Below are 22,120 nucleotides of genomic sequence, written 5' to 3'. Positions count from 1 at the left end.
TGGCTACTCCACGGGCCGAAACGATGCGAGCGCGAGGTCGAGTAGCTCGTTGAGGCGTGTGTCGCCGTCGAGGGTGCGGGGCTCGTGCAGGTGGCCCGTGATCTGCAGGGCCGCAATGCCGTGCAGAAGGACCCACAAGACTGTCGCGAGCTCACGCGGTGCGCCGCCCCCGAGTTGGCCCGCGGTCTGCGCGCGCTCGATCAGGTGCTGCAGTGCTGCCATGGCCTCGTCGGCAGCCGCCTCAAGTTCTGGGGTGGGGGCAGAAAGTGGTGTTTCGCCAAAGATCAGCTGGTAGTGGTGCGGGTTTTGCAGGGCGTAATCGACGTAGGCGCCGCTACCGAGGCGAAGATTCACGCGGCTGTCGGTGTCGATTGCGGCCGCGCGAATACTCTCGGCCATCTCGGTGAGTGTGAGCCTGGCGAGTTCGCTAAGCAGGGCTGCCTTGTCGTCAAAGTGGCGGTACGCCGCGGATCGAGACACGCCTGCAGCCTCGCCGACCGCGCGCAGGGTGACCGCCTCGGGGCCGCCGGATTCGAGTAGTTGCGAGGCAGATAGCAAGACGGCGGCGCGGGTGGGGCCAGGATCGCGGGGGCTCATGGTGTCAGTTTATCGAGTTGAGTTGACAGTGTCCACAAACGTTGCATATGCTGACGCTGTCAACAATCAATCTTGAGACGAAGGATCACCCAATGACCACAACAATGACCGAGTTCGACGCCCGTTACCTTGACACCTGGATCGAGCTGGATCCCGCAACCCGCCGCGCAAACATCGAGCGGCTCTGGGCGGCTGATGGACGCCTTTCCGTCTCCTCGCTCGGTGTGACGCTGACCGGAGCGGACGAGATCGACGCGCACATTACCGGCGTGCACAACGACCTGATCGCTGAAAAGGGACTGCGTTTCAGCTACGACCAGCAGCTCGAATCGGGCGATGCGCTCATGCTTCGCTGGTCGATCACTGCGCCAAACGGAGACGTTGTTGGCCGCGGTGTCGACACGGTGTTCCGTGATGCCGACGGCCGGATCACCCGTGCATACATGTTTATGGGCGTGAACTAACCTCGCAACGCAACGCATTACATCGCAACACAACACTTCAGCCGGTACTCACACGCGGGCCGGATGGAAACTGGCGAATCCATCAGGCTGGCGTGTGAGTACCGGCTGACATGTTGGGCCGGGCAGGGCAGGGCCGGGCTGGGCTGGGCTGGGTTAGCCGGACCGGATTGTTTCAGGCTGGCCAGGCTAGCAGTTACCCCTTTACCTCCCGCCCACCATCAGACGGCGAGACAGGACGATTGCCCCACCGGCCAGCAGCAATGCACCAAAGCCCAGGGGGAGCAGTGGTGAAGGGGCGCCCGTCGTTGCCAGCGCCCGTGCCTGTGGTGGAGTCGCGGGATCCTTGACCGGGGTCTTCGGGTCTGGGTTCTCGGTAGCCGGTGGGCTCTTGGGGTCGACAGGCTTCGCCGCCCCGCTGAGCTCGACCGACACGGCCTGCGGCTCGGTCGTCATGTTCAGGTCGGCGCCGTTGGTGTCGACCGCGCTCGCGGTGACCGTTGCGGCAACGGTCTGCGGTCCCTCGGTCACGGTGTGCGTGATGGTCAGGATCGCCGAGGCTCCCGGCAGCACTGTCGTGGCTGCGGTGGGAACACCATTGATATTGAAGTTCGAGAGGGGAGTGCCTCCCGTGTTGGTGACCGAAACGGCGATGTTGGCGGTGTCGCCGATAGTGAGCTGCGCCGATCCTGAAACCGAAGCGGTCGCGGTAAACGAGGGAATCTCCGCGATCGACATGGCAACGTCCACGAAGCTGCCGTCGTCGCTCCAGCGTGTGCGGTCGTCGCGGTTGAAGGTGGTGCGGAACCGAGGTGACTCGACTGCGGCATCACAGCTGTCTCCAGAGGCGCGCGAGGCGCTCGACTTGACGAACGACTGCGTCAGACTCAGCGTGCCGAAAATGTAGGGGTTTGAGTCGCACTCGGACGACTTCCAGATGTCGGGCTCTGCTGCTGGTGCCGGTGCCGTCCCTGCGCCCGTGTGCTCAGCGCCGGCGAGCGTGATGGCTCCGGTTGCGAAATCGATCGTGGAGCCCGTCATGAAGTACGAGTAGCGCACCCCGGCGGTGCTCTTGCCGTCAAACGTCGCACCTGAGACGTCGAGCATGGTGGCGCCGAGCGCGCCGATCACCTTGCCGGTGCGGGCTCCGCGGTCAACCACAAGCGCGGTCTTCTCTTCGACGCCAAAGCCGCGCTCATGGTGGGTCTCGAGCGAGAGCTTGACGAGCCGAGGCTGGCGGTCGCGGCGGGCAAAGTGGGAGTCGAGCTGGCCCTCGGTGAAGAATCCGAGGCCACCCGCCGGAATGTAGGCGAGCGTTGAGGCGTCGGCACTGTTGTCGTCGAACCACCCTGTAACGGCCGGGTCTCGCCAGGACTGGTAGGGATCCCCACCCGAAATCATGTCGGCACCCTGCTGGATCGTGAGCCCCGCGCTCGTGCCCGCGGTCACCCCACCGCTCTCAACAACCTCGCGGATCGCGGCCATCGCGGGAGTATCGGTGCAGGCGGTGTACGCGAACTTGTCGGCGGCTGCCTGATCCGGAGCCGTGCAACTGAAGAGCGAGCGCACGTAGCGAGTTTGGTCGCCGCCACCAAAGTACACGGCATCAGAATTTCGGACTTCGTTGGCCACCGTCGTATCGAACGCATTTGCGGCGGTGTATGGGTCTCCGGGGTAGTCCTCGGCCTGATTGACGTCGATCGGCACCGGGTAGACCTCCGCGCCGTGCGCCTCGAACCAGCTCTTGTAATAGAGACCGTTTGCGGTGGCATTGTCGTAGGTGTTGCCGTCGGCTGCCTCGGTTGCGTTTGGGGCAACCGTCGAGGCGGCGGTCAGGATCGCAACGCGCGGTGTGTTGCCTGCACCCGCGTGGGCCTGTGCGAGATCTACGATCTCTTGGATGATCGCTTCGCTTGGGGCGTCACCCGGCTTAATGGCGCCGCCAATGAGCACAACGTGACCCTGGGTTGGGGCTGCATTTGCGGTTGCGGGAACCGTTGCGAGAGCGCCCAGGCTGAGTGCTGCGGTGAGTGCAACGGCGAATAGCTTGCGGCGTTTGTTTGTGAAGGAAGGCAAATCAATCTCCGGTCTCGGCGTTGAGGGGTACGCGCGAGAAGTCCGGCTTCGTCGCGCAGATTCAAGTGTTTCATGAATGTATAAAGCATTCAAGACGGAAATGTATGTTTCAGTCTAGGTGTCCGTGGATTGAGCTCTCAGCTGGGTCAAATGTGAGGCTTGTTCGCATTGATAGACTCGCGACAAGCGATGTCAGCGCGGTAAGCAGAGGAGCCTGCCGCGCCCAGGGTAGGACCTAGAACGAAGGGCTGAGATGCCGAAGAACACGCGCGAGCCGAGTTCGCCCAGTGAAGACGCTGCCGCTTCCATAGATGCTGCGGTTTCCATGGATACCGTGGCGTCCAGGATCCGCGAGCGCATGGGGGACTGTACCCCCTCGGAGCGCAAGGTTGCGCGGACCCTGCTTGCCGCCTATCCGGTTGCCGGTTTCGAAACTGTTGCGGGCCTCGCCGACCTCGCTGAGGTGAGTGGCGCCACCGTGGTGCGGTTCGCGACGCGGCTCGGGTACAGCGGGTTCCCTGACTTCCAGAAGGCGCTTCGCGGTGAGCTCGAACAGCGCAGTGCGTCGCCGACGACCCTCTACGAGCGCACCGGATCAAACCGTCTGGCACCCGCTGGCGATCTGGCCGCGTTTGTCGAGCCCTCGGTGGAGGATCTGCGGTCCACGTTTGCGGGTCTCTCTGAGCACGACTTCGAGACCACCATCGAAATGCTGGCGAATCCCAAGCGCCGCATCTGGCTTGTCGGGGGTCGCTACAGCGTATTTCTCGCGGAGTACCTCTCGGCCAGTCTCCAGCAGCTGCGCCCCAATGTGCAGATGGTGCCCGAGATGGCGAGCCTGCGGGGCGCGACCATGGCCGGCTTCGACGCAAAAGACGTGCTCGTTGCCTTCGACTTCAGGCGCTACGAGGCCGATACGCGTAACCTCGTGCACCACGCAAAGACCCGCAAAGCGGGGGTCGTTGTGATCACCGACAAATGGGTGTCGCCGTGCGCCTCTGACGCCGATGCCGTGCTCACGAGCATCGCCTCAGAGCGGGGGCCGTTCGACTCTGTTGTGCCCGTGATGGCGCTTGTTGAGGTGCTCTTCGAGACTCTCGTGCACAGGATCGGTGACCCCGCACGCCACCGCATCGAGCAGATCGAACAGACGGTGCAGCAGCTCGACCTGATCTGAGGTTCGCCTCAGCGCTCGCCGTTGCGCGGGTGCTGTCGGGCTGCGCGCTCGTTGCTGCGCTTGTAGTTTCCCGTGACGCGGGCCATGACGAGTTGTGGATCGTCGCGCCCGATGTACCCGTGCTTGTGCCCACCTAAATGACGAGAGGCAAGGAAAACCACGCGTGGGTTGGGTGGGCACTCGTCATTTAGGTGGGCACAAGTCAGAGGGGCGAGGTGAATTAGGGGCTAACCAGCCCAGCCTCAGCGCACCGCCGAGAGGAACGAGCGGGTGCGCTCGTGCTGCGGATCACCGAGTACCTCAGAGGGTGGTCCCTGCTCCACGATCTGACCGCCGTGCATAAACACGACCCGATCCGCGACCTCGCGTGCGAAGCCCATCTCGTGTGTCACAACGACCATGGTCATGCCGGAGTTCGCGAGATCCCGCATCACAGTCAGCACATCACCGACAAGCTCGGGGTCAAGCGCGCTCGTCGGCTCGTCGAACAACATCAGTTTCGGTTCCATGCAGAGTGCCCGCGCGATCGCGACGCGCTGCTGTTGGCCACCCGAGAGGTGTCGTGGGTAGGCCTTCGCCTTGTCGGCGAGCCCAACCTGCTCAAGCAGCGCCTTCGCGCGGGGGAGCACCTCGCTCGTTTTCTGCTTCAGTACGGTACGCGGCGCGAGCATGATGTTGTCGAGCACCGTCATGTGCGCGAACAGGTTGAAGTGCTGAAACACCATGCCGGTTTGCGTGCGGTCGCGGCAAATATCGTTGTAGCTCTTTTCGTGCAGAATATTGCCGCGCAGATCGTAACCAACGACCTTGTCGTCGACCCAGATGCGACCGCCGTTGAGTTGCTCGAGGTGGTTGATGCAGCGCAGCAGGGTACTCTTGCCCGATCCTGAAGCCCCAATGAGGCACACGACCTCACCCCGAGCCACGTCAAGATCGATGCCTTTCAAAACCTCGAGGGATCCGAAGCTCTTGCGCACGCCCTTCATGCGCACCATGGGATTCTGTGTTGCGTCGCTCATGGTTTGCTCACCTTTCCGGTCGCTACGGGATCGTGGGTGCGCATCGCCTTGCGAATACGCTCTGTCCAGCTGAGCTGCACCTCACGGGTTGATCCTCGAGAGAACCGCTTCTCAAGCCAGGACTGACCGATTGTAAAGACCGAGGTCATAATGATGTACCAGATGCTCGCGACGATCAGCATCGGGATCACCTGGAAGTTCTTTGCGTAGATCACCTGCGTCGAATACAGCAATTCTGATACCGCGAGCACACTCACAAGCGAGGTGTTCTTCAGCATGCCGATCGTCTCGTTGCCGGTTGGCGGGATGATCACACGCATGGCCTGCGGCAGTACAACCTTCACCATGGTCTGTAGACGGTTGAGACCGAGGGCGCCGGAGGCCTCCGCCTGGCCCGAGTCGACCGAGAGAATGCCAGCGCGCACAATCTCCGACATGTACGCGGCCTCATTGAGACCCAGGCCGAGGATCGCGGCCATGAGCGGGGTCACAATGTGGTTGGCATCAAGGTGCACCCCGGGGATCCCGAACGTGATGTCTGGGTACAGTGCTGCCAGGTTGTACCAGAGCAGCAGCTGCACGAGCACAGGGGTGCCCCTGAACGCAAACACGTAGAAGCCGGCCGCGCCCCGCACCACGGGGTTCACCGACAGGCGCATGACCGCGAGAATGACGCCGAGCACGATCCCGAGCAGCATGCACACAACGGTGAGCAGCAGGGTGATCTGAATGCCCTGCGCGATCGACGTGTCCCTCAGGTACAGGCCGATGGTGTCCCAGCGGAATCGAGGATTCGTTGCTGCCGAGTAGACCAGCATCCCGAAGAGAAACAGAATGATGGCACCTGAGATCCAGCGCCACGGGTGCTTCTTGTTTGCGATGGCGTAGTCGGCGTCGTCGAGAACTGGTTGAGTGAGCGTGGTGCTAGTCATGCTTGCGACTCTCGGATTGGAGTGGGCTGGGCCTGCGGATCAGGAGGTTACTTGACCGGAACCTGAGCCGGCGTGACCTCGTTGCTGTCGTTGATGCCCCACTTCTGGAAGGCCTCGTGGTACGGCTTCTCGGTGACGAGCTTCTCCATGGCCGCGGTGATCGCGGGGGTGAGGTCGGAGCCCTTGGGTAGAACCAGGCCGGTGGGCTTCGGCTCGTAGTCGCCGCCCTCTGCCAGGTCGAACGCACCGGTGATCTTGGCCTGGTAGCCGAGTCCGGTGGCGCCAGACACAACACCCTCTACGCGGCCCGAGGAGAGAGCCGTGATGGCCTTGTCGGTGCCGGGGAAGAGCTTGATGTCGATGGATTCTTTGCCCGCGGCCTCACACTGCTTGTTGAAGTCGGGCATAATCTCCATGCCCTGCGTGCTGCCCTTCTCCGCGCCAATCGTCTTGCCGCAGAGGGTCATCGGATCCATCGAGAGCTTCTTGGGGTTGCCTGTCGGCACGGCGACGCCGCTGCCCGACTGGTGGTAAACGACGAAGTCGGCGTTCTGCTTGCGCTCATCGGTGACGGAGAATGCAGACATGGCCATGTCGTACTTGCCAGACGACAGTCCCGGAATGATGTTGTCGAAACCCGAGGGTACGAAGGTGACCTTCAGCCCGAGCAACTGGCCGAGTGATTCAGCGAGGTCCGCGTCGAGGCCCACGACGGTCTTGTTGTCGTCGGCGTACACCTCGAACGGTGCGTAGGTCGGATCGGTGGCAACGTTGAGCGTGCCTGCCGTCTTGACGTTTGCGGGGAGAAGTGCCTCAAGTGCCGGATCAGCCTTGAGTGTTGAAATGGTCTCCGTGGGAAGCTTCGGGGATTCCGACGTCTTTGTGTCGTTGGCCGCTTCTTTTGACGCGTCGGTGCAACCCGTGAGGGTGAGGGCGAGCGCTGCGGAAGCGGCGATTGTGATGGAACCAAGTTTGATGAGGCGCATGAGAGATTCTCCTTTTCTCGTCGTTGAGCTGATCGAATCATTACACGACTTGCTCTTCTTTGCAAATTCTGAAACGTTTGATTCAGAAAGTGCTACGTTGTTGTTTCGCACGGGGACACTGTTGTAACTGGGATCGGAGACTCGCACATGATTGCGACTGAAATGCTGCGCCGCACCGAAGCTGCCAGCCAAGCTTATGAGAAAGATCTCGCACATCTTGTATCGATCGACTCGGGATCGCACGATGCCGCGGGAGTGAATCGTGTCGCCGACTGGGTGCAGCAGCGCCTCGAAGAGTTGGGGTTTGAAACGGAGCGCCGCACGCTCGATCCCGCCTACGGCGACCTGCTCGTGGGCCGCAAGCGGGGCAGCGGATCGCGCCGCATCGTGACGTTTGCGCACATGGATACGGTGTTTGAGCGCGGCGATGCCGCCGAGCGCCCGTTTTCGATCGACGCCAACGGCATGGCGCACGGCCCCGGGGTGACGGACGACAAGGCGGGGGTCATTGCGGGCCTGCACGCCGCGGCCCACCTTCTTGCAGCGGACGCCGACACCTATGGCGAACTCGTGCTGGTCTTCACCCCCGACGAAGAGATTGGGTCACCCGTTGGCGGCGCTGCGCTGCAACAGATTGCCGAGGGTGCCGATGCGGCTTTCTGTCTCGAGTGCGCCCGCGAAAACGGTGACCTGGTGGTCGCGCGCAAGGGCGCCGTTGACCTCGAAATCACGATCAATGGCGTAGCCGCGCACTCGGGCATCGAGCCCGAGCGCGGCGCACACGCCGGGCTCGAGGCCGCCCACCTCACCGTGTTTCTGCAGGCGCTCGCCGATCCCACCCAGCGGCTCACGGTGAACGTTGGCATGCTGCGCGCGGGCGAGCGGATCAATATCGTTCCGGATCGCGCGACCATGAACGTCGAGATGCGCGCGGTGCAGAAGGACGTGCTTGACGGGGCGCTCTCTCGGTTGCGCGAGCGTGCCGCTGTTCCTGCTGTGGCTGGCACCAGCATTGAGGTGCGCGAGGTTGATTACTGCGCGCCGATGGAGGAGAGTGTGGCGGGCAACGCCCTGGCTGCAACGGCGCTTGATCTGGCGAAGCAGCTCGGTTTTGAGCCTGGCCTTGCGCACACCGGCGGCGTTTCAGATGCGAACCGTGTGGCGGCACTGGGAGTGCCCACTCTTGACGGGCTGGGACCCGTTGGTGGTGGGGATCACAGTCCGACCGAGTGGCTTGACCTCGCCTCGGTGCCCCGCCGGGTGGCTCTGCTCGCCGCGCTGATTCACGAGGCAAGCAGGTAGCAGGGCTGCCGAAGCGCCAGATTCCACTTGTGGGCGACTTTGTCTTGCCTACCCAGAAAGCTGCAATGGTGTCCATTCGGTTCGGGTATGTGGAGTGGGAACGAGTCCCGTAGTGACTTGTCTAGCGCGCCCTGAATATGGACTGGATTCCTTGGGATTAACAAGTCATCAGATGTTCCTCTATAGATGCACCCTGATTACCGCCAATTCTGGCCGTTGTGTTTGCTGGTCTTTTGTTGGCAAGGAGCAGCATAATTCTCGTGTAGATTTAAGAAATACTTTTGTTTTCTTATATCAAACGAGAGCAATAGATTTTGACATTGAAGGGTGCAGTAGTTTATGTCAATTGAGTATGACGACGGGGCCGCCGCCACACTCTCTGCTGTCAGCACGAATGTTGCTGACGCGCTTCGAGCTCAGGCTTCTGGGCGCAGTCAGGCCGCGAGTGAGGCGGCGACTGATTTCTCTGGCGCGTATGCGAAGTTATTTACACAAGTGTGCTTTGCAGAGTCGCAGGATCGTGGTCGGCTCGCCGGAGTGCTTTACGGCCTCTCAGATCAATTAGCTGAAGTGCGGCAAAAAGCAAAAGAAGAAGTGGATCGACAGGCTTTGTTGTCAGCCTGGGAAGATCGTGAGGCTTTGCGTGTTGCGGAGCGTGACGCCGACCTGACAGATCCCTTGGCAGAAACGACGTATCGCGCAGCGGCTGCCAACGACTCCAAACCTTCTGAAATCCCGATTGCGGCGCCCGCGATCTCTGCCGCATTTGAGGTGCAGGAGCGTAAACACACCGGTGGAAAAGATGGCTCAGGTAAGACTTCCGCTGACCCAGCGCGACTGCGTCATTTTGTATCGCAGAGTCGAGGGTTCAACAACGCGCTCGAAGGGCAGCTCACGAGTTTGCAGAATGCCTGGGTATCGTTCACAAGCACTTGCTCTTGGGTATTGATCGGCAATTCGACGTTCTTGACGGGGTTTACGGGGTTGCTTCGAGAGAACCAATCTGATGTGGTCTGGGTTGAGCACTGTGCCCAGAGGTTTGAGGCCGCTGGCAGTGGCAAGTCACTCACCGACACCGAACTCACACGTTCTCTTAAGAAGCTCGACAAGAAGCTCGGTACCAATCGGACTCATCCATTGCTCGATAGCCTATTCGGCAATATCCTCAAACCGGGCGGACTCAAACCAACGCCGACGGCTCAAGAAGTTCTGTCGTGGTGGGAGGGGCTTAGCGAGGTTGAGCGCGAACAGCTGATTTCTGAGGCTCCGCTCGTGATCGGTAACCTCGACGGCATTCCGATAAAGTCCCGGGTCGAAGCGAATGCGTTGACCGCTGAGTATTTCGCTCAGGTGCCGGGAATCAGTGATTTGGAGAAGACCTACTGGGAGAGCGTCGCTAACGGAACAAGGTCCCTTGTGACAAGTGACCCTGAGAACTCCCGGATTGTTGAGATGATCGGCGTCATTACTCCGTCGACGAAACGCACGCTGACGTATGTTCCAGGCACCAGCGCGGGCATGAGGTCCTTTTTTGACCGCAGTATTCAAGAGGTTGCGAACCATATGGCGACTCAGACGATGGGGGAGACGGTTGCGTTTGTGTACAAGGATGGCCCCTGGGCAACCTGGGTGGGTGATCGTCGAAACTCGAGCCCAGACTTTACGCTCGCGAGGGGTGAAGAGCTAGCGAAGTTTCAGCGTGACGTGATCGGACTCGACACTACGATTGGTGGGATTCCCAAGAATGCGATCGCACACAGCGCCGGAATGACTATTCTGTCCGGGGCCGAATTAAGCGGGGCAGAGTTTGATCATGTGATTTCGATCGCGGGTTCGTATGTATTGAAGGACTGGAAACCAAACGAGGTCACCAACTACGACCATGTACAGTACGATCAAGATGCGATTAATGCGCTTGATGATCGGACTCAGTTTGATACCCCGCACACGCGTCCTGAGATATTCACGCCGCATATTTTTGATGGTGGTGGTCAGACTCCTGCAGACGCGCACAGTCGTATCGCTCAAGGGCCACAAACCAATGATGGGCCGCTCAAAAAGATACTTGAAATTTTGGAGAGTCCAAAATGAAAATGACAATTGTTGGAGTTTTGCTCGCGGCTGGGCTTGCGTTGACTCTCTCAGGTTGTACATCGAATTTGGGGAACCAGGAGGAAGTGATGCTCCCAGAGATCAGTATGGTCGAGGCGCGAACAACGCAGAACGATGAGCTGAGACAGATCATGACCCATGTACCAGACGAAATCATCGTCAAGAACTATGGTCTTGTCCCGCAAAGTAGAGCCATGTCGTGTAACTGGGCTGACGAAAAGCCTATGAATCCAGAGGAAGGGATCTTCCTCGCCGGACGCGCAAAGATAGATGCAAAGCCGGGCGCAGATCTTTTGGAAGTACTCAAAGAGATCCGTACTGCTTACGAAGGCAAATCGGGTTGGAAAGTTTCGCCTGCGGAGAAGGCGAATTTGGTTGGTACCGATGAGGGAATTGTTCTTGAATCATCTGAGGGATACAGATATCACGTAGATGTATCTACGGAGACTCGTGGAGATGGCATTCTTCGAATATCTGCGAGTAGTTTTAGTCCGTGTTTCCAAATCCCAGACGACTTCGACATTGATGCGGAGTATTAGAGCCAAGCGGCGGATCTAGGCGGCTTGAGTCGCACTGCGCGTTAAGGATGCGATTAATGCGCTTGATGATCGGACTCAGTTTGATACCCCGCACACGCGTCCTGAGATATTCACGCCGCATATTTTTGATGGTGGTGGTCAAACTCCTGCAGACGCGCACAGTCGTATCGCTCAAGGGCCCCAAACAAATGGTGGGCCGCTCAAGGAGATTCTGAAGATTTTGAGGAGTTCTAAGTGAGACACTCCCACAGGATTATTTCTCCGCTGTTGATCTGTGTGATCGCAGCCAGCGTGACAGGGTGCACTAACGGATCTAAGAACCAGGAGGAAGTGATGCTCCCAGAGATCAGTATGGTCGAGGCGCGAACGACACAGAACGATGAACTGAGACAGATCATGACCCATGTACCAGACGAAATCATCGTCAAGAACTATGGTCTTGTCCCGCAAAGTAGAGCCATGTCGTGTAACTGGGCTGACGAAAAGCCTATGAATCCAGAGGAAGGGATCTTCCTCGCCGGAACCGCACGAGCAGATATAACGGCGGAGGCCGACCTTCTCGGGGTACTTAGTCAGATCCGTGTTGCTTACGAGAGCAAGCCAGGATGGACAGTTAAGCCTGCTGAAAAGGCTTCCATGTTGGGTACCGATGAAGGCGTCCTTCTTGTATCTCCCGAGAACTACACGTATCACGTTGACGTGTCTACCGAAACTAGTAGTGACGGTGTTAAGGAGTTCACGGCGAGTAGTTTTAGTCCGTGTTTCCAAATCCCAGACGACTTCGACCGGTTCAAAGAGTATTAGAGCCAAGCCCTGGAGACTGCAAGAAGGTTGGTGATCGACGTAATTCGAGCCCTGATTTTACGCTCGCGAAGGGTGAGGTGCGGCCCCATCCCGACTACGGCGCCCCCACCTCTTCGACCCCGACCACGTCGATCATCGCGGTGCCGTAGGCGCCCGGCTCCGTGCCGTGGCCGATCTGGCTGTAGAGCTTGGGGCTCTTCGCGCGCAAGACCAAGGCCCAGACAACGCCGATGACAAAGGCTGCGATGATGAGGCCCGGCAGTAGGAACGTGGTGAGGTCAGGTTCCTTCTGGCCCAGCATCAGCGGGAAGTTGGCGAGGATCGCCACGAACATCGCGGCAAGCAGCACTCCCGAGAGCGCGGGGGCAATGACCGTGGTCCACACGCTCAGCTTGGCGGGACGCTTGCGGAAGAACCCAATGACCGCAAACGCGGTAAGTGACATGAGGAGCACGAGCCCAGCGGCACCCGTGTTTGTGAGCCAGGTGAACATGGTGAGCACCGGGAAAAGGAAGGCAGAGTCGCCAAACATGGCCTCGGCGCCTCCGAAGGCATCGCCGGCGAGAGCGAAACCAACAACGATGACGAGCGCGATTACGGACTGGGCGACGGAACCGGCCCAGGGTGCGCCCGCCTTGCTGGTGTGGCTGAACTTGTGGGAGACCACACCCTCGCGGCCCAGCGAGTAGAGGTAGCGCGCGACGGCGTTGTGGAACGCCTGCAGTGCGGCGAAAAGGCTCGTGATGAAGAGGATCGACATGATGTCGGAGATGATGACGCTCGTGCGGTCCGTCATGAAGACGAACATGAGGTCGGGGCCAGACTCCTGCGAAGCCGCGACGATCTGGGACGGGCCGATCCCGACCGAAAATGCCCACGCACTGAAGGCGTAGAACAGTCCGATGAGGGCTACAGCAAGGTAGGTCGCCCGCGGCACGGTGCGCTTTGGATCCTTCGCCTCTTCACCGTAAATTGCGCCGCTCTCGAATCCCATAAAGGCTGCGACACCAAACACAAGAATGATGCCGAGTGCCGGCCCGAAGAGTGCACTCGGGTTGAGCGCCGCGGTTGAGATGCCCTCGGGGGCGGTCTTGAACGAGACGATGTCGAACAGAATGACCGCAACAAACTCGAGTGCCACGAGTGTGCCGAGCACCTTTGCGGAGAGATCGACACGATTGACGCCGAGCACACCCACCACCACGATGCACAGCAGCACCCACACCCACCAGGGAGACGCGAAGCCGGTCTTTGCCTCGATGAACGCCGATAGCTGGAAGCCGAACAGGCCGTAGATGCCAACCTGCATCGCGTTGTACGCCACGAGCGCGACGAGGGAGCCGCCGACCCCGAGCGGGCGGCCGAGGCCCTGTGCCACGTAGGCGTAGAAGGCGCCGGCGTTGGTGATGAAGCGACCCATGGCGGTGTAGCCGACCGCGAAGACGGTCAGGATTACGGCGATCAGGAGGAAGCCGAGCGGCACACCCAGTGAGCCGGTGACAGCAAAGGAGGTGGTGACACCACCCGCAACAACGGTCAGTGGGGCGGACGCTGCAACGATCATCAGGGTAATCGAGGGCACTCCCAGCGTGCGTCGACTGAGTCCTGGATCGTGGGGAGCTTGCTGCGTGGTTTCGTGAGCGCTCATGACACTCGTCCTTTCAGAGCTGGCGACATTGCCGGTGCGCCCGCTGTACTTGGCGCGTTGTTCTCCGAGTTTAGATACGAAGTATTGCCGCGTGAAGGGCTGAGCTGTGCTGAGCGCGCACGGGGCGTGTGAATGCGTGCACGGCTGTCCATATGGATAGTTTCTTGTTTTTGAGGGCAGCCAGCGTGCGCGTTGGGCTCAGTTTCGTGCGCTGGCTGGAGAGCGCTGTCTAATAAGGTGAGGGCATGAGCATAGGTGCTGGGCTGGTGATGGCGGGCGCCGGTGCGCTGTGCCTGAGCGCAGCGCTCGCCTCCAAACGCTGGATCGCCGTCGCGGTGTCGGTGCTCATGCTGGCCGCGATGCTTGACTCTGCGTTTCTGTCGTTGGTCCCCGTGGTTGTTTGGGCAGCCGCGCTGCTCGCCGCGGGGATCGTGCTCGGGATCAACCTGCGGATCGGGCGAGGGGCGTTCGCCTGTGTGTCCCCCCTGTCGACGACAACCGGTCAGCCCAGGCGCCTCGAGCACTCAGTCTTGCTGACCGTTGCCCTCGCCTATCCGGCGACGGCCTGGCTGCTACTTGCCCATGGAGGCGGTGGCGCCAACGCTGCGGTCGCACTGACTGGGGAGGGTGATGCCCACCGCGCACACAGTGCGGCGATGCTCACAGGCTCCCTACCCGCGATCCTGATCGGTGCGCTCGCCGCCGTGCTTCTGACGCTCGCGGTGCTGGCCCTTCGGAGTCGCAGGAGGCTGCTCGCCACCGATGCAGGTGGCATGGGGCTGATGCTGGCGGCCATGCTGCTGATGCACTGAAGGGTCGCCACTGAATGGCGGGCGCGGCACAGGCCGCGCCGATCCCGAACACAACACAGCGGTGCGCGCCTCCCGCAGGAGAAGCGCACACCGCTGGAGTTTGCTCGAACTAACCCTGAATGACCTGCGGCTGCGACACCGACTTCAATCCGGCAGTCCCAAACTCTTGGCCGTAACCCGACTGCTTTGCGCCGCCGAACGGCACTGCGGGGTGGATGGTGCCGTGCGAGTTGATCCACACGGTGCCAGCCTCAACGCGGGCGGCGACCTCACGCGCGCGATCCCGATCCGACGACCACACCGAGCCGCCGAGGCCCACCTCAAGCTCGTTGGCGAGGCGGACCGCCTCGTCGACCGTCGAGTAGCGAATGATCGGCAGCGCGGGCCCAAACTGCTCCTCGACCACGAGCTCGTTGCTGGGGTCGATGTCTGCAATCAGCGTGGTGGGGTAGAAGTAACCGGCCGCGTCGCGATCCGGATTGCCGCCGAGCACAACCCGTGCACCCGAAGCCTTAGCTGCTTCGACAAGGCGATCCACCACGTTGAACTGCATCTCGTTCTGCAGCGGGCCGAGCGCGTTGTTCTCGTCGAGGCCGATGCCCATGGGAACCTTCGCGGCGAAGTCTGCGAGCGCCGACACGACGTCGTCGTAGATCGAGTCGGGCACGTAGAGCCGCTTGAGCGCGGCGCAGGTCTGCCCGGTGTTGATGAAGGCGCCCCAGAAGAGGCCTTCGGCGATGGCCTGCGGATCCACGTCGTCGAGCACGATGCCCGCGTCGTTGCCGCCGAGCTCCAGAGTCAGGCGCTTCAGGTTGCCCGAGCTCGCCTCGACGATTCGCTTACCTGTGCGGGTTGAACCCGTGAACATGATCTTGTCGATCTTCTCGCTCGCGACGATGTGGGCGCCGAGGTCGCCCGCCCCGACCACGGTGTTCAACACACCCTCGGGCAGGGCCGTGTTCAGAATGAAGTTGAGCGCGAGGCCCGAGAGTGTCGTGTACTCCGACGGCTTCTGCAGGACGGTATTGCCCATGCGCAGTGAGGGGGCGATCTGCCAGATGGCGATCATCATGGGCCAGTTCCAGGGGGTGATGGCACCGACCGTACCCAGCGGGCGGTAGTGCATCTCGGCGAAGGTCTGGCCGTCGTCGATGACGGTTTCAACCGGCAGGGGAGTGTCGGCGGTGACACGCAGCCAGGTGACACAGGCACCCACCTCGAAGCGGGCGTTTGGTCCGTTGAGCGGTTTGCCCTGCTCTCGAGAGAGGATAGCAACGAGTGCCTCGGAGTTCGCCTCCACGGCATCGGCGGCCTTGTGGAGGTAAGCGACGCGCTCGTCGTTGCTGAGCCCCGCCCAGCTCGCCTGGTGGGAGACCGCCGTGTCGATCGCGCGGTCAACGTCGGCGGTGGTGTTCACCGGTGCCTTGCCGATGAGTTCGCCCGTGGCCGGGTCAAAGACGTCGCGGGTCTCGCCCGACTTCGGGGTGATGGCCTCGAGGAGGCTGTCGTAGGTGTACATGCTTATTCCTTACGTTGTTCTGAATACGTTGGTCGTGCAGCTACTTGCCGCAGTCGCAGTTCGGATTGCTGCACTTGCACTCTTCACCGGAGCAGCAGCCGCAGGCTCCGGCGGAGCAGCAGCCGTCCTCTGACATGGCGCACGACGAGCGGGAGTCCTCTGGCAGATTCATCGTGGGGTTTTGGTCGAGAAAGCCGTGCGGCTTGAACCAGAATCCCGAGTAGTCGACGGGCATAACCGGCCAGTCTTCCGTGCGCGGAAAGTGTGTTGGCCCGAAGGAGTGCCAGAGCACGATGTCTTCGCCGTCGAGGCTGCGGTCCGCCTTGGTCCAGGTGGGAAGACCCGCCCATCCCGCGTTGGAGTTGGGGTACTGACCCGCGGGGTACAGCTCGTCCTCGGCAAACCGGGTGCCCCACAGGTGCTTCGTCGCGAAGTTGGCGCGCGCGTATACGGAGGAGTCGGGCTGCGCGAGCAGCGCGGACTTGCCCTCGGGAATCAACCAGTAGGCGGTTGGTTTGCCCACGTGGTTCTTGCGGTGTGCGCTGGCGACCTCCCACACTCGACTCATCGCGCCGTTTGCCATGCGTTGCGCTTGCTGCTCGGTCTTCAATTGGGTGTGCGACCAGGTGAACGCGTTGCCGCGCGGGTTGTCGGGGCCCGTCGGAATCTGCACAGCCTCGATCTCGTTAATCGTGTTGTCTTCGCCGTCGATCGCGACGTCGAGGCGGGCCGAGAAGATGTGCTGGTGCACGGGCGTGAAGATGCCGGGGGAGACCTCGGTGTTGTAGCGGTTGTCGCTGCCTGGAATGCCCGCTCCCGCAAACACAACACCGGTTGCCTTCGCCTCAAACTGGATCGAGCCGTCGAGGTACAGGTACCAGAAGAAGCCGTAGTCGTAGTTGCCGACCGTCGCGAAGTAGCTAATGACCAGGCGGCGGCTGCGGCGTGTGTCGGTCTTGCCGTCAAGATCCGTGTGCTTCCACTGGATGCCGTAGTCCTCCTCGTGCATGCAGATGACCTGGGGAATCTTGACAGCGTTGCCCAGGTCATCGTTGACGAACCCGTCGAAGTAGTGGATCACGCCGAGGCAGTCGCAACCCAGCGCGAGTGAGTTTGCGCTGCGACCGAGCAGGTACTCGCCGGCGTCGAAGTAGCTGATCCAGTAGCGAGTTTCGTCGGTGTCGCCGTAGGGCACCACCATCTCGGGCACGCTCGCCCGGGTGAGCACCGGGCGATCCTCACCGCCGTCTCGCCACGACACGTTATTGAGCACGAGACCCTCACGCGCGTTGAAGCCAACGTGCAGCTTCCAGCTTTCCCACTCGACGATGTTGCCGTCGACCGAAAAGCTCGGGCCCTCGGGCATCGTGATGTCGATCGGCTTCAGCGATGTGCGGGCGGGACCCTGGGCGTCGAGGTTGTAGTTGCCGTGCTGCATTGGGGTGGGCACGTCACCCTCGTCGTAGACATCGATGACGCTGTGGTTCGTGAGGTCGACACGTACGATGAGTCCCTCAACGGGGTGTGCCCACGGGCTGTCTCCCTCGTTTGGGATCAGGTACGTGAACGAGCGCACAAACCGACGCCCCATCTCGTCGTCCTTGCCGAAATAGCCCGGCGCGAGCGGTGAGCAGAAGCAACCGTCGATGAACTCGGAGAGCCCACGGCGCTCCATCGCTGCGCGCCACTCGGGTGACGCCTTGACGATCTCACCCACTTCATAGAACTCCTCCATGAGAATGGCCGCCTGGCCGTAGGGGGCCTCACCAGTGGGCAGCACGCGGTGGTCCTCAACACTGCCCTTGGTGATCGACACCTTCACCTCTGAGTGCTCGGCGTTCGAGCGATCGAGCAGTGTGACAACGGCTCGACGCTCGAGTGATGCACCGGGTTTCCACGAAGCGACCTCACTCTTCGGCGGATCGAGCGGAAGCAGCATCGCCATACGAACGTGCTCCGTCAGATAACCAGCGTTCTCAAGGATGCTGCGCACCCGAGTAATCTCTGCCTCGTTGAGCGGATCGAGCGGGTGCTGCGCCGAAATTGGCGTGCTCACACGCTTGCCGTGTGTGTGCGACGCATCTGGGGTGTGTGCCATGGGGAGTGTCCCTCACTCTTCGTTGAATTCGGTTACTTCACTTAAGTATCGGCGAGCGCGGGCCGAACGGCACCCGGAATGCCGAGTCGTGCACCCCCAGACAAGAGTTGAACATCTAGGGGTGATCCCGGGGGTGCCAAACCTTCAGCCCCGCTGGCGCAGCGCCGTCGGTGAGTCGCCGTAGGCCGCGCGAAAGTTGCGACTAAAGTGTGCGGCGTCGGTGAATCCCCAGTTGGCGGCTATCGCCGCAACGCCCCGGTGCGCGAGCGCGGGGTCGAGCAGGTCTGCGCGGCAGCGCTCGAGTCGACGCTCCTTGATCCAGGCCGAAACAGAGGTTCCGGTCTCTTGGAACAGTGCATGGAGGTGCCGCGTCGATATGTAGTTGGCGGCGGCGATGCTTCCCGGCGACAGGTCGTGCGAGGCCAGGTTGGTGCGAATGTAGTCGTAGATGCGTTGCCGCATGGCCTGGTGAGGATCCTGTGCGATCGTTTCGGAATCGAACACCGCGGAGAGCACAGAGGTAAAAAGTTCGATGCTGGTGTGCGCGAGCTTGTGGCGCGCAGCGGCGGGCAGCAGGTGCAGGTGGGGTGAGGACTTCGAGATGAAGTCGGCCACCACCTGCGCGAGCGGGTGCTCATCGCCCAGGGAGACAGCCGTGAGCGACGCCGTGAACTGTTCCGGAAACTCGAGGCGATCCTTCGGGAACATCATGATGAGATTGCGAAACTGCTCGCCGAACACCAGCGAGTACGGCTGTGAGGTGTCGTAGAACGAGATGTCGCCGGGGTTCATAATGACCTCGCGGCCGTCTTGAATGAGCATCCCCGAACCGGCCAGTAGCAGGCTCACCTTGTAGAAGCCGCTACCGCCGCGGGAGATGTTCTCCCGCGTGCGCTCGACCACCTGCGGCATCGAGTGCACCTCGGTGAAGGCAACATCACCCGCCCCAACACCTCTCAGAGACGCTGCAAACGGCCCATCGGGTTCGGGCGTGATCTTGAGCGGCACAAACGAGTTGTCGACGGTCTGTTGATACGTGCTGAGATCTTCGGTGCGCACCACCGCGGATGCTGCGTCGTGTGTGCGCTGCATGCCTATCACCTCTGTGCTGAGCCGTACTATAGCCGTGCTATGACTTCGTTGTCGTCGAGAGAATTTGTTGCTGAGGGGAGATCCTGAGCTTTCACCAGGATGCTATCCGATTGGCAAGCTCGCGGCAACGTTGGGGGCTCATCTTGTTGGGTGCTGTCTGGTTGTGGCGGGTGGCTTGTCTCTCCGCGCAGGATCGCCAGCGGCCGTAGATGCCTCGCCTCCCGCGTGCTAAAACTGCCCCAGAGCCCGCCGCTTCAGCGTCGACGCGATTGGCTCACCCTCGGTTCGGCAATGATGCTGCCCCGATACGCCTGAAACAGGAGATCTCATGACTGAAACCTCTCAGACTCAACTCGCGCGAAATCAATTGGGTGTCCCAGCGATCGTCTTTCTTGTGCTTGCCGCGGTTGCTCCGGTGACCGTCGGGATCGTGGTGCTGCCACTCGCGATCTCCCACGGCAATGGCGGTGGCACCCCCGTGGCCGTCATTATCGTGGCGCTCGCCCTGCTGCTCTTTGCCATCGGCTACGCCCAGATGACCAAGGAACTGACAAACGCTGGTGGCTTCTACGCGATTGTAGTGAAGGGACTCGGGCGGCCCGCGGGCCTTATCACCGGGCTCATCGCAACGATCGGCTACAACGTGTTTGTTGCGGGCGCTCTGGGAACCATCGGCTTCTTCACCGGGGCCGTGGCGCTGCCGATGATCTTCGGGATTGAGTTGAACTGGTACCTCTGCGGGTTTGTGCTGTTTACCGTGGTCTTTTTGCTTGCCCGATCCGGCATCCACGTGAGTGCGATTGTGCTCGGAGTCGCACTCGTGCTGGAGATCATCCTGCTGCTGTCGTTCGCGTTTTCGGTGTTGATTCAGACCGGATTCGACATGCAGGCGTTTACGCTGGCGTTCAGTCCGGAGGTGCTTGTGGGCGGATCTATCTGGATCGGCCTGCTGCTCGTGGCAACCGCGTTTATCGGCTTCGAGGCCACGGCGCTCTTTGGTGAGGAGGCGCGCGATCCTCGCAAAACCATTCCCCGCGCCACCTACGTCGCCATCATCGTTATTGGCCTGCTGCACGCGTTTGCAGGCTGGGCGATTGTGAGCGCACTCGGCGTAAAAGATGCGCAGGCGCAGGGTCTCGCCCACGAGGAAAACGGTGATCTCACCCTCATGCTGATCGAGAAGTATCTTGGGCCGGTGATGGGCATGATCGCGGTGATTCTGCTCGTTGTGAGCCTGTTCGCGGCGCAGCTCGCGTTCCACAACTCGGCCGCGCGGTACCTGTACGCCCTGGGACGCGCCAGGGTGCTGCCGCGCTGGCTCGCGACGACCAACGTGAAGGGAGCGCCACAGCGCGCCCTCGCGGTGAACTACCTGTTCGGGCTCGTGATCGCCGCGATCTTCGTAGTTGCGGTCGACACCGATATGCCGCCGATCTTCACGCTGGTGCCCGTCGGGCTTGGCTTTGGCACCCTCTCGATCATGATCGTGCAGGCAATCGCGGCGCTCGCCGTTGTTGTGTACTTCCGTCGCAAGCGGGATCCACGCTGGTGGAGCACTTTCATTGCGCCCGGCATTGGGTTCCTGGCGCTGCTCACCTTCAGCGTCATGGCCCTGCTGAACTTCGATCTGGTTGCCGGTTCCGACGCGATCTACGTTGTTGTGCTGCCGTGGGTGCTTGTGGCCGCGGTGGTTGGTGGGCTGCTGTATGCGCTGTATCTCAAGACGAAGCGGCCCAAGATCTACGAGGGGCTCGATGAAGATCTTGAGAGTTTCACGGAGCTGCCCGAGGACGCGCACATGTTTGTTGAGTAGCTAGCGAGTCTCCAGCTGCCAGAGCGTCGTGATCTCGGCCGATCGCTCGGCGTGAAAGGGGTCGCTGGGGTCGGCTGCGCGGGTGTGTGTTGGAATCGTTTCTTCGGTGCCAACGACGCGCAGGCCGGCCTCGGCAATCCATTTCAGCAGCTCTTCTCGGCTGCGCAGGCCCAGGCGCTCGGCCAGATCCGAGATCACGAGCCAGCCCTGGCCGCCGGGCGCGAGGTGGTCGGGCAAACCGCGTAAAAACGCGCGCAGCATTGCCGATTTCGGATCGTAGATCGCGTAGTCGAGCAGGGTCTGCGGGGTGCCGGGGAGCCAAGGGGGGTTGCACACGACGATGTCGGCGCGTCCCTCAGGAAACATGTCCTGCTGAATGGCTCGTGCGCGCTCCTGCAATCCGAGGTGGACGAGGTTTTCGTTCGCGCAGGCGACCGCTCGCTCCTGCGAATCGGTGCCGATGACCTCGGCCACACCGCGCTGCGCCAGGATCGCGGCGAGCACTCCGGTGCCGGTGCCAATGTCGAATGCCTTGTCGGTCGCGGGCAGCTCGGCCCGGGCAACCAGGTCAAGGTATTCGCCCCGCACGGGGGCGAAGGTGCCGTAGTGGGGGTGGATCCTCGCTCCAAGCGCGTCGACATAGACGCCCTTGCGGCGCCACTGCTCGGCCCCGATGGCCCCCAGGAGTTCCTGCAGGCTCACCACGGTGGGTGCTTCTAGCGGCCCGAACGCGTTGGTCCAGGCCTCCGTGATGTCGGGGGCACGCTTGAGATCGACTGCGGGACCGGGGATAAGAGGAACCAGCAGCATCGACAGCACTCGGGCGCGCTGCGTGCGGGCCTGTCGGTACTTATAGAAGCGCTCGGCCGTGGTGGGTTTGGTCGATCCCGAACCGCGTTTGCGAGAGCCCGTGCCGTCGGGAATGCGTCGAGCGATCGCGCTGAGCAGCTGCCGCGCGTTGTGGTAGTCGCCTCTGAACACCATGCGCGTGCCAGCCGTGGCCAAACGGTACGCCTCGTCGGCGGTCAACGTGTCGTCGACTGGTACCGGGGCTGCGGCTTGGAGCTTGCTCATCGACGTAAGCCTACCGTCACGGGTCTATGTCGAACTCGGGTGACACCCGGTCCCGTTAG

18 protein-coding genes are annotated in these 22,120 nt (G+C 61.5%); 8 read left to right on the top strand and 10 right to left on the bottom strand.

The window, feature by feature from the left end; genetic code table 11:
- Nucleotides 1-3: 3 nt before the first annotated feature.
- Nucleotides 4-597 carry a TetR/AcrR family transcriptional regulator gene (locus G7068_RS04950; RefSeq protein WP_166289742.1) on the bottom strand — a complete coding sequence of 198 codons (594 nt, stop codon included), beginning with the start codon at nucleotides 595-597 and terminating at the stop codon, nucleotides 4-6.
- A gap of 92 nt (nucleotides 598-689) precedes the next feature.
- Here G7068_RS04950 and G7068_RS04945 point away from each other — a divergent pair, with 92 nt between their 5' ends.
- Nucleotides 690-1,061, top strand: coding sequence for a nuclear transport factor 2 family protein (locus G7068_RS04945; RefSeq protein WP_166289739.1), 372 nt, complete (start codon nucleotides 690-692; stop codon nucleotides 1,059-1,061).
- A 201-nt stretch (nucleotides 1,062-1,262) separates the two neighbouring features.
- On the opposite strand, the gene G7068_RS04940 is transcribed toward G7068_RS04945, so the two are convergent.
- A complete protein-coding gene (locus G7068_RS04940) occupies nucleotides 1,263-3,134 on the bottom strand; it encodes a cyanophycinase (protein ID WP_166289736.1) in 1,872 nt (623 codons plus the stop codon).
- 253 nt (nucleotides 3,135-3,387) lie between these two features.
- On the opposite strand from G7068_RS04940, the gene G7068_RS04935 reads away from it, so the two are divergent.
- On the top strand, nucleotides 3,388-4,311 hold the full coding sequence (locus G7068_RS04935) for a MurR/RpiR family transcriptional regulator (protein WP_166289733.1): 924 nt from the start codon (nucleotides 3,388-3,390) through the stop codon (nucleotides 4,309-4,311).
- Between the two features lie 242 nt (nucleotides 4,312-4,553).
- Here the strand turns inward: G7068_RS04935 and G7068_RS04930 are convergent, their stop codons facing one another.
- The 3 genes from G7068_RS04930 to G7068_RS04920 are packed head-to-tail and all read right to left on the bottom strand — an operon-like array spanning nucleotide 4,554 to nucleotide 7,248.
- Nucleotides 4,554-5,330: an amino acid ABC transporter ATP-binding protein gene (locus G7068_RS04930; protein WP_280116215.1), complete on the bottom strand. Its 777-nt coding sequence runs from the start codon at nucleotides 5,328-5,330 to the stop codon at nucleotides 4,554-4,556.
- Nucleotides 5,327-6,262: an amino acid ABC transporter permease gene (locus G7068_RS04925; protein ID WP_166289730.1), complete on the bottom strand. Its 936-nt coding sequence runs from the start codon at nucleotides 6,260-6,262 to the stop codon at nucleotides 5,327-5,329. Before G7068_RS04925 ends, G7068_RS04930 begins: the two co-directional genes overlap by 4 nt.
- A 47-nt stretch (nucleotides 6,263-6,309) precedes the next feature.
- The gene (locus G7068_RS04920) at nucleotides 6,310-7,248 is read right to left on the bottom strand and encodes an ABC transporter substrate-binding protein (protein ID WP_166289727.1); all 939 of its coding nucleotides are present in this window, start codon (nucleotides 7,246-7,248) and stop codon (nucleotides 6,310-6,312) included.
- Nucleotides 7,249-7,395: 147 nt separating this feature from the next.
- Here G7068_RS04920 and G7068_RS04915 point away from each other — a divergent pair, with 147 nt between their 5' ends.
- From G7068_RS04915 to G7068_RS04900, 4 genes are all read left to right on the top strand, one after another.
- Nucleotides 7,396-8,550 carry a M20/M25/M40 family metallo-hydrolase gene (locus G7068_RS04915; protein ID WP_166289724.1) on the top strand — a complete coding sequence of 385 codons (1,155 nt, stop codon included), beginning with the start codon at nucleotides 7,396-7,398 and terminating at the stop codon, nucleotides 8,548-8,550.
- Between the two features lie 339 nt (nucleotides 8,551-8,889).
- The gene (locus G7068_RS04910; RefSeq protein ID WP_166289721.1) at nucleotides 8,890-10,641 is read left to right on the top strand and encodes a hypothetical protein; all 1,752 of its coding nucleotides are present in this window, start codon (nucleotides 8,890-8,892) and stop codon (nucleotides 10,639-10,641) included.
- A complete protein-coding gene (locus G7068_RS04905) occupies nucleotides 10,638-11,201 on the top strand; it encodes a hypothetical protein (RefSeq protein WP_166289718.1) in 564 nt (187 codons plus the stop codon). Before G7068_RS04910 ends, G7068_RS04905 begins: the two co-directional genes overlap by 4 nt.
- A gap of 234 nt (nucleotides 11,202-11,435) precedes the next feature.
- On the top strand, nucleotides 11,436-12,005 hold the full coding sequence (locus G7068_RS04900) for a hypothetical protein (RefSeq protein ID WP_166289715.1): 570 nt from the start codon (nucleotides 11,436-11,438) through the stop codon (nucleotides 12,003-12,005).
- A 94-nt stretch (nucleotides 12,006-12,099) separates the two neighbouring features.
- On the opposite strand, the gene G7068_RS04895 is transcribed toward G7068_RS04900, so the two are convergent.
- Complete coding sequence (locus G7068_RS04895) at nucleotides 12,100-13,653, bottom strand: APC family permease (RefSeq protein ID WP_244304681.1); 1,554 nt, start codon at nucleotides 13,651-13,653, stop codon at nucleotides 12,100-12,102.
- 245 nt (nucleotides 13,654-13,898) lie between these two features.
- On the opposite strand from G7068_RS04895, the gene G7068_RS04890 reads away from it, so the two are divergent.
- A complete protein-coding gene (locus tag G7068_RS04890; protein WP_166289712.1) occupies nucleotides 13,899-14,465 on the top strand; it encodes a hypothetical protein in 567 nt (188 codons plus the stop codon).
- 109 nt (nucleotides 14,466-14,574) lie between these two features.
- On the opposite strand, the gene G7068_RS04885 is transcribed toward G7068_RS04890, so the two are convergent.
- The 3 genes from G7068_RS04885 to G7068_RS04875 all read right to left on the bottom strand — a co-directional run bounded on the left by G7068_RS04885 (nucleotide 14,575) and on the right by G7068_RS04875 (nucleotide 19,174).
- Entirely contained in the window at nucleotides 14,575-15,984 is a 1,410-nt protein-coding gene (locus G7068_RS04885) for an aldehyde dehydrogenase family protein (protein ID WP_166289709.1), read from the bottom strand.
- Between the two features lie 40 nt (nucleotides 15,985-16,024).
- Nucleotides 16,025-18,082 carry a primary-amine oxidase gene (locus G7068_RS04880; protein WP_205881351.1) on the bottom strand — a complete coding sequence of 686 codons (2,058 nt, stop codon included), beginning with the start codon at nucleotides 18,080-18,082 and terminating at the stop codon, nucleotides 16,025-16,027.
- A gap of 144 nt (nucleotides 18,083-18,226) precedes the next feature.
- Nucleotides 18,227-19,174: an AraC-like ligand-binding domain-containing protein gene (locus G7068_RS04875; protein WP_166289706.1), complete on the bottom strand. Its 948-nt coding sequence runs from the start codon at nucleotides 19,172-19,174 to the stop codon at nucleotides 18,227-18,229.
- A 328-nt stretch (nucleotides 19,175-19,502) separates the two neighbouring features.
- On the opposite strand from G7068_RS04875, the gene G7068_RS04870 reads away from it, so the two are divergent.
- Nucleotides 19,503-20,987 (top strand): APC family permease, encoded by a 1,485-nt coding sequence (locus G7068_RS04870; RefSeq protein WP_166289704.1) that lies wholly within the window; start codon nucleotides 19,503-19,505, stop codon nucleotides 20,985-20,987.
- On the opposite strand, the gene G7068_RS04865 is transcribed toward G7068_RS04870, so the two are convergent.
- Nucleotides 20,988-22,061: a methyltransferase gene (locus G7068_RS04865; protein ID WP_166289701.1), complete on the bottom strand. Its 1,074-nt coding sequence runs from the start codon at nucleotides 22,059-22,061 to the stop codon at nucleotides 20,988-20,990. It abuts the gene before it with no gap.
- Nucleotides 22,062-22,120: the final 59 nt, after the last annotated feature.

The sequence above is a fragment of the Leucobacter viscericola genome, from assembly GCF_011299575.1.
Lineage (GTDB): Bacteria > Actinomycetota > Actinomycetes > Actinomycetales > Microbacteriaceae > Leucobacter > Leucobacter viscericola.
Note: the sequence above shows the minus strand (reverse complement) of the source record. Positions and strands in the feature narration are given on the sequence as shown.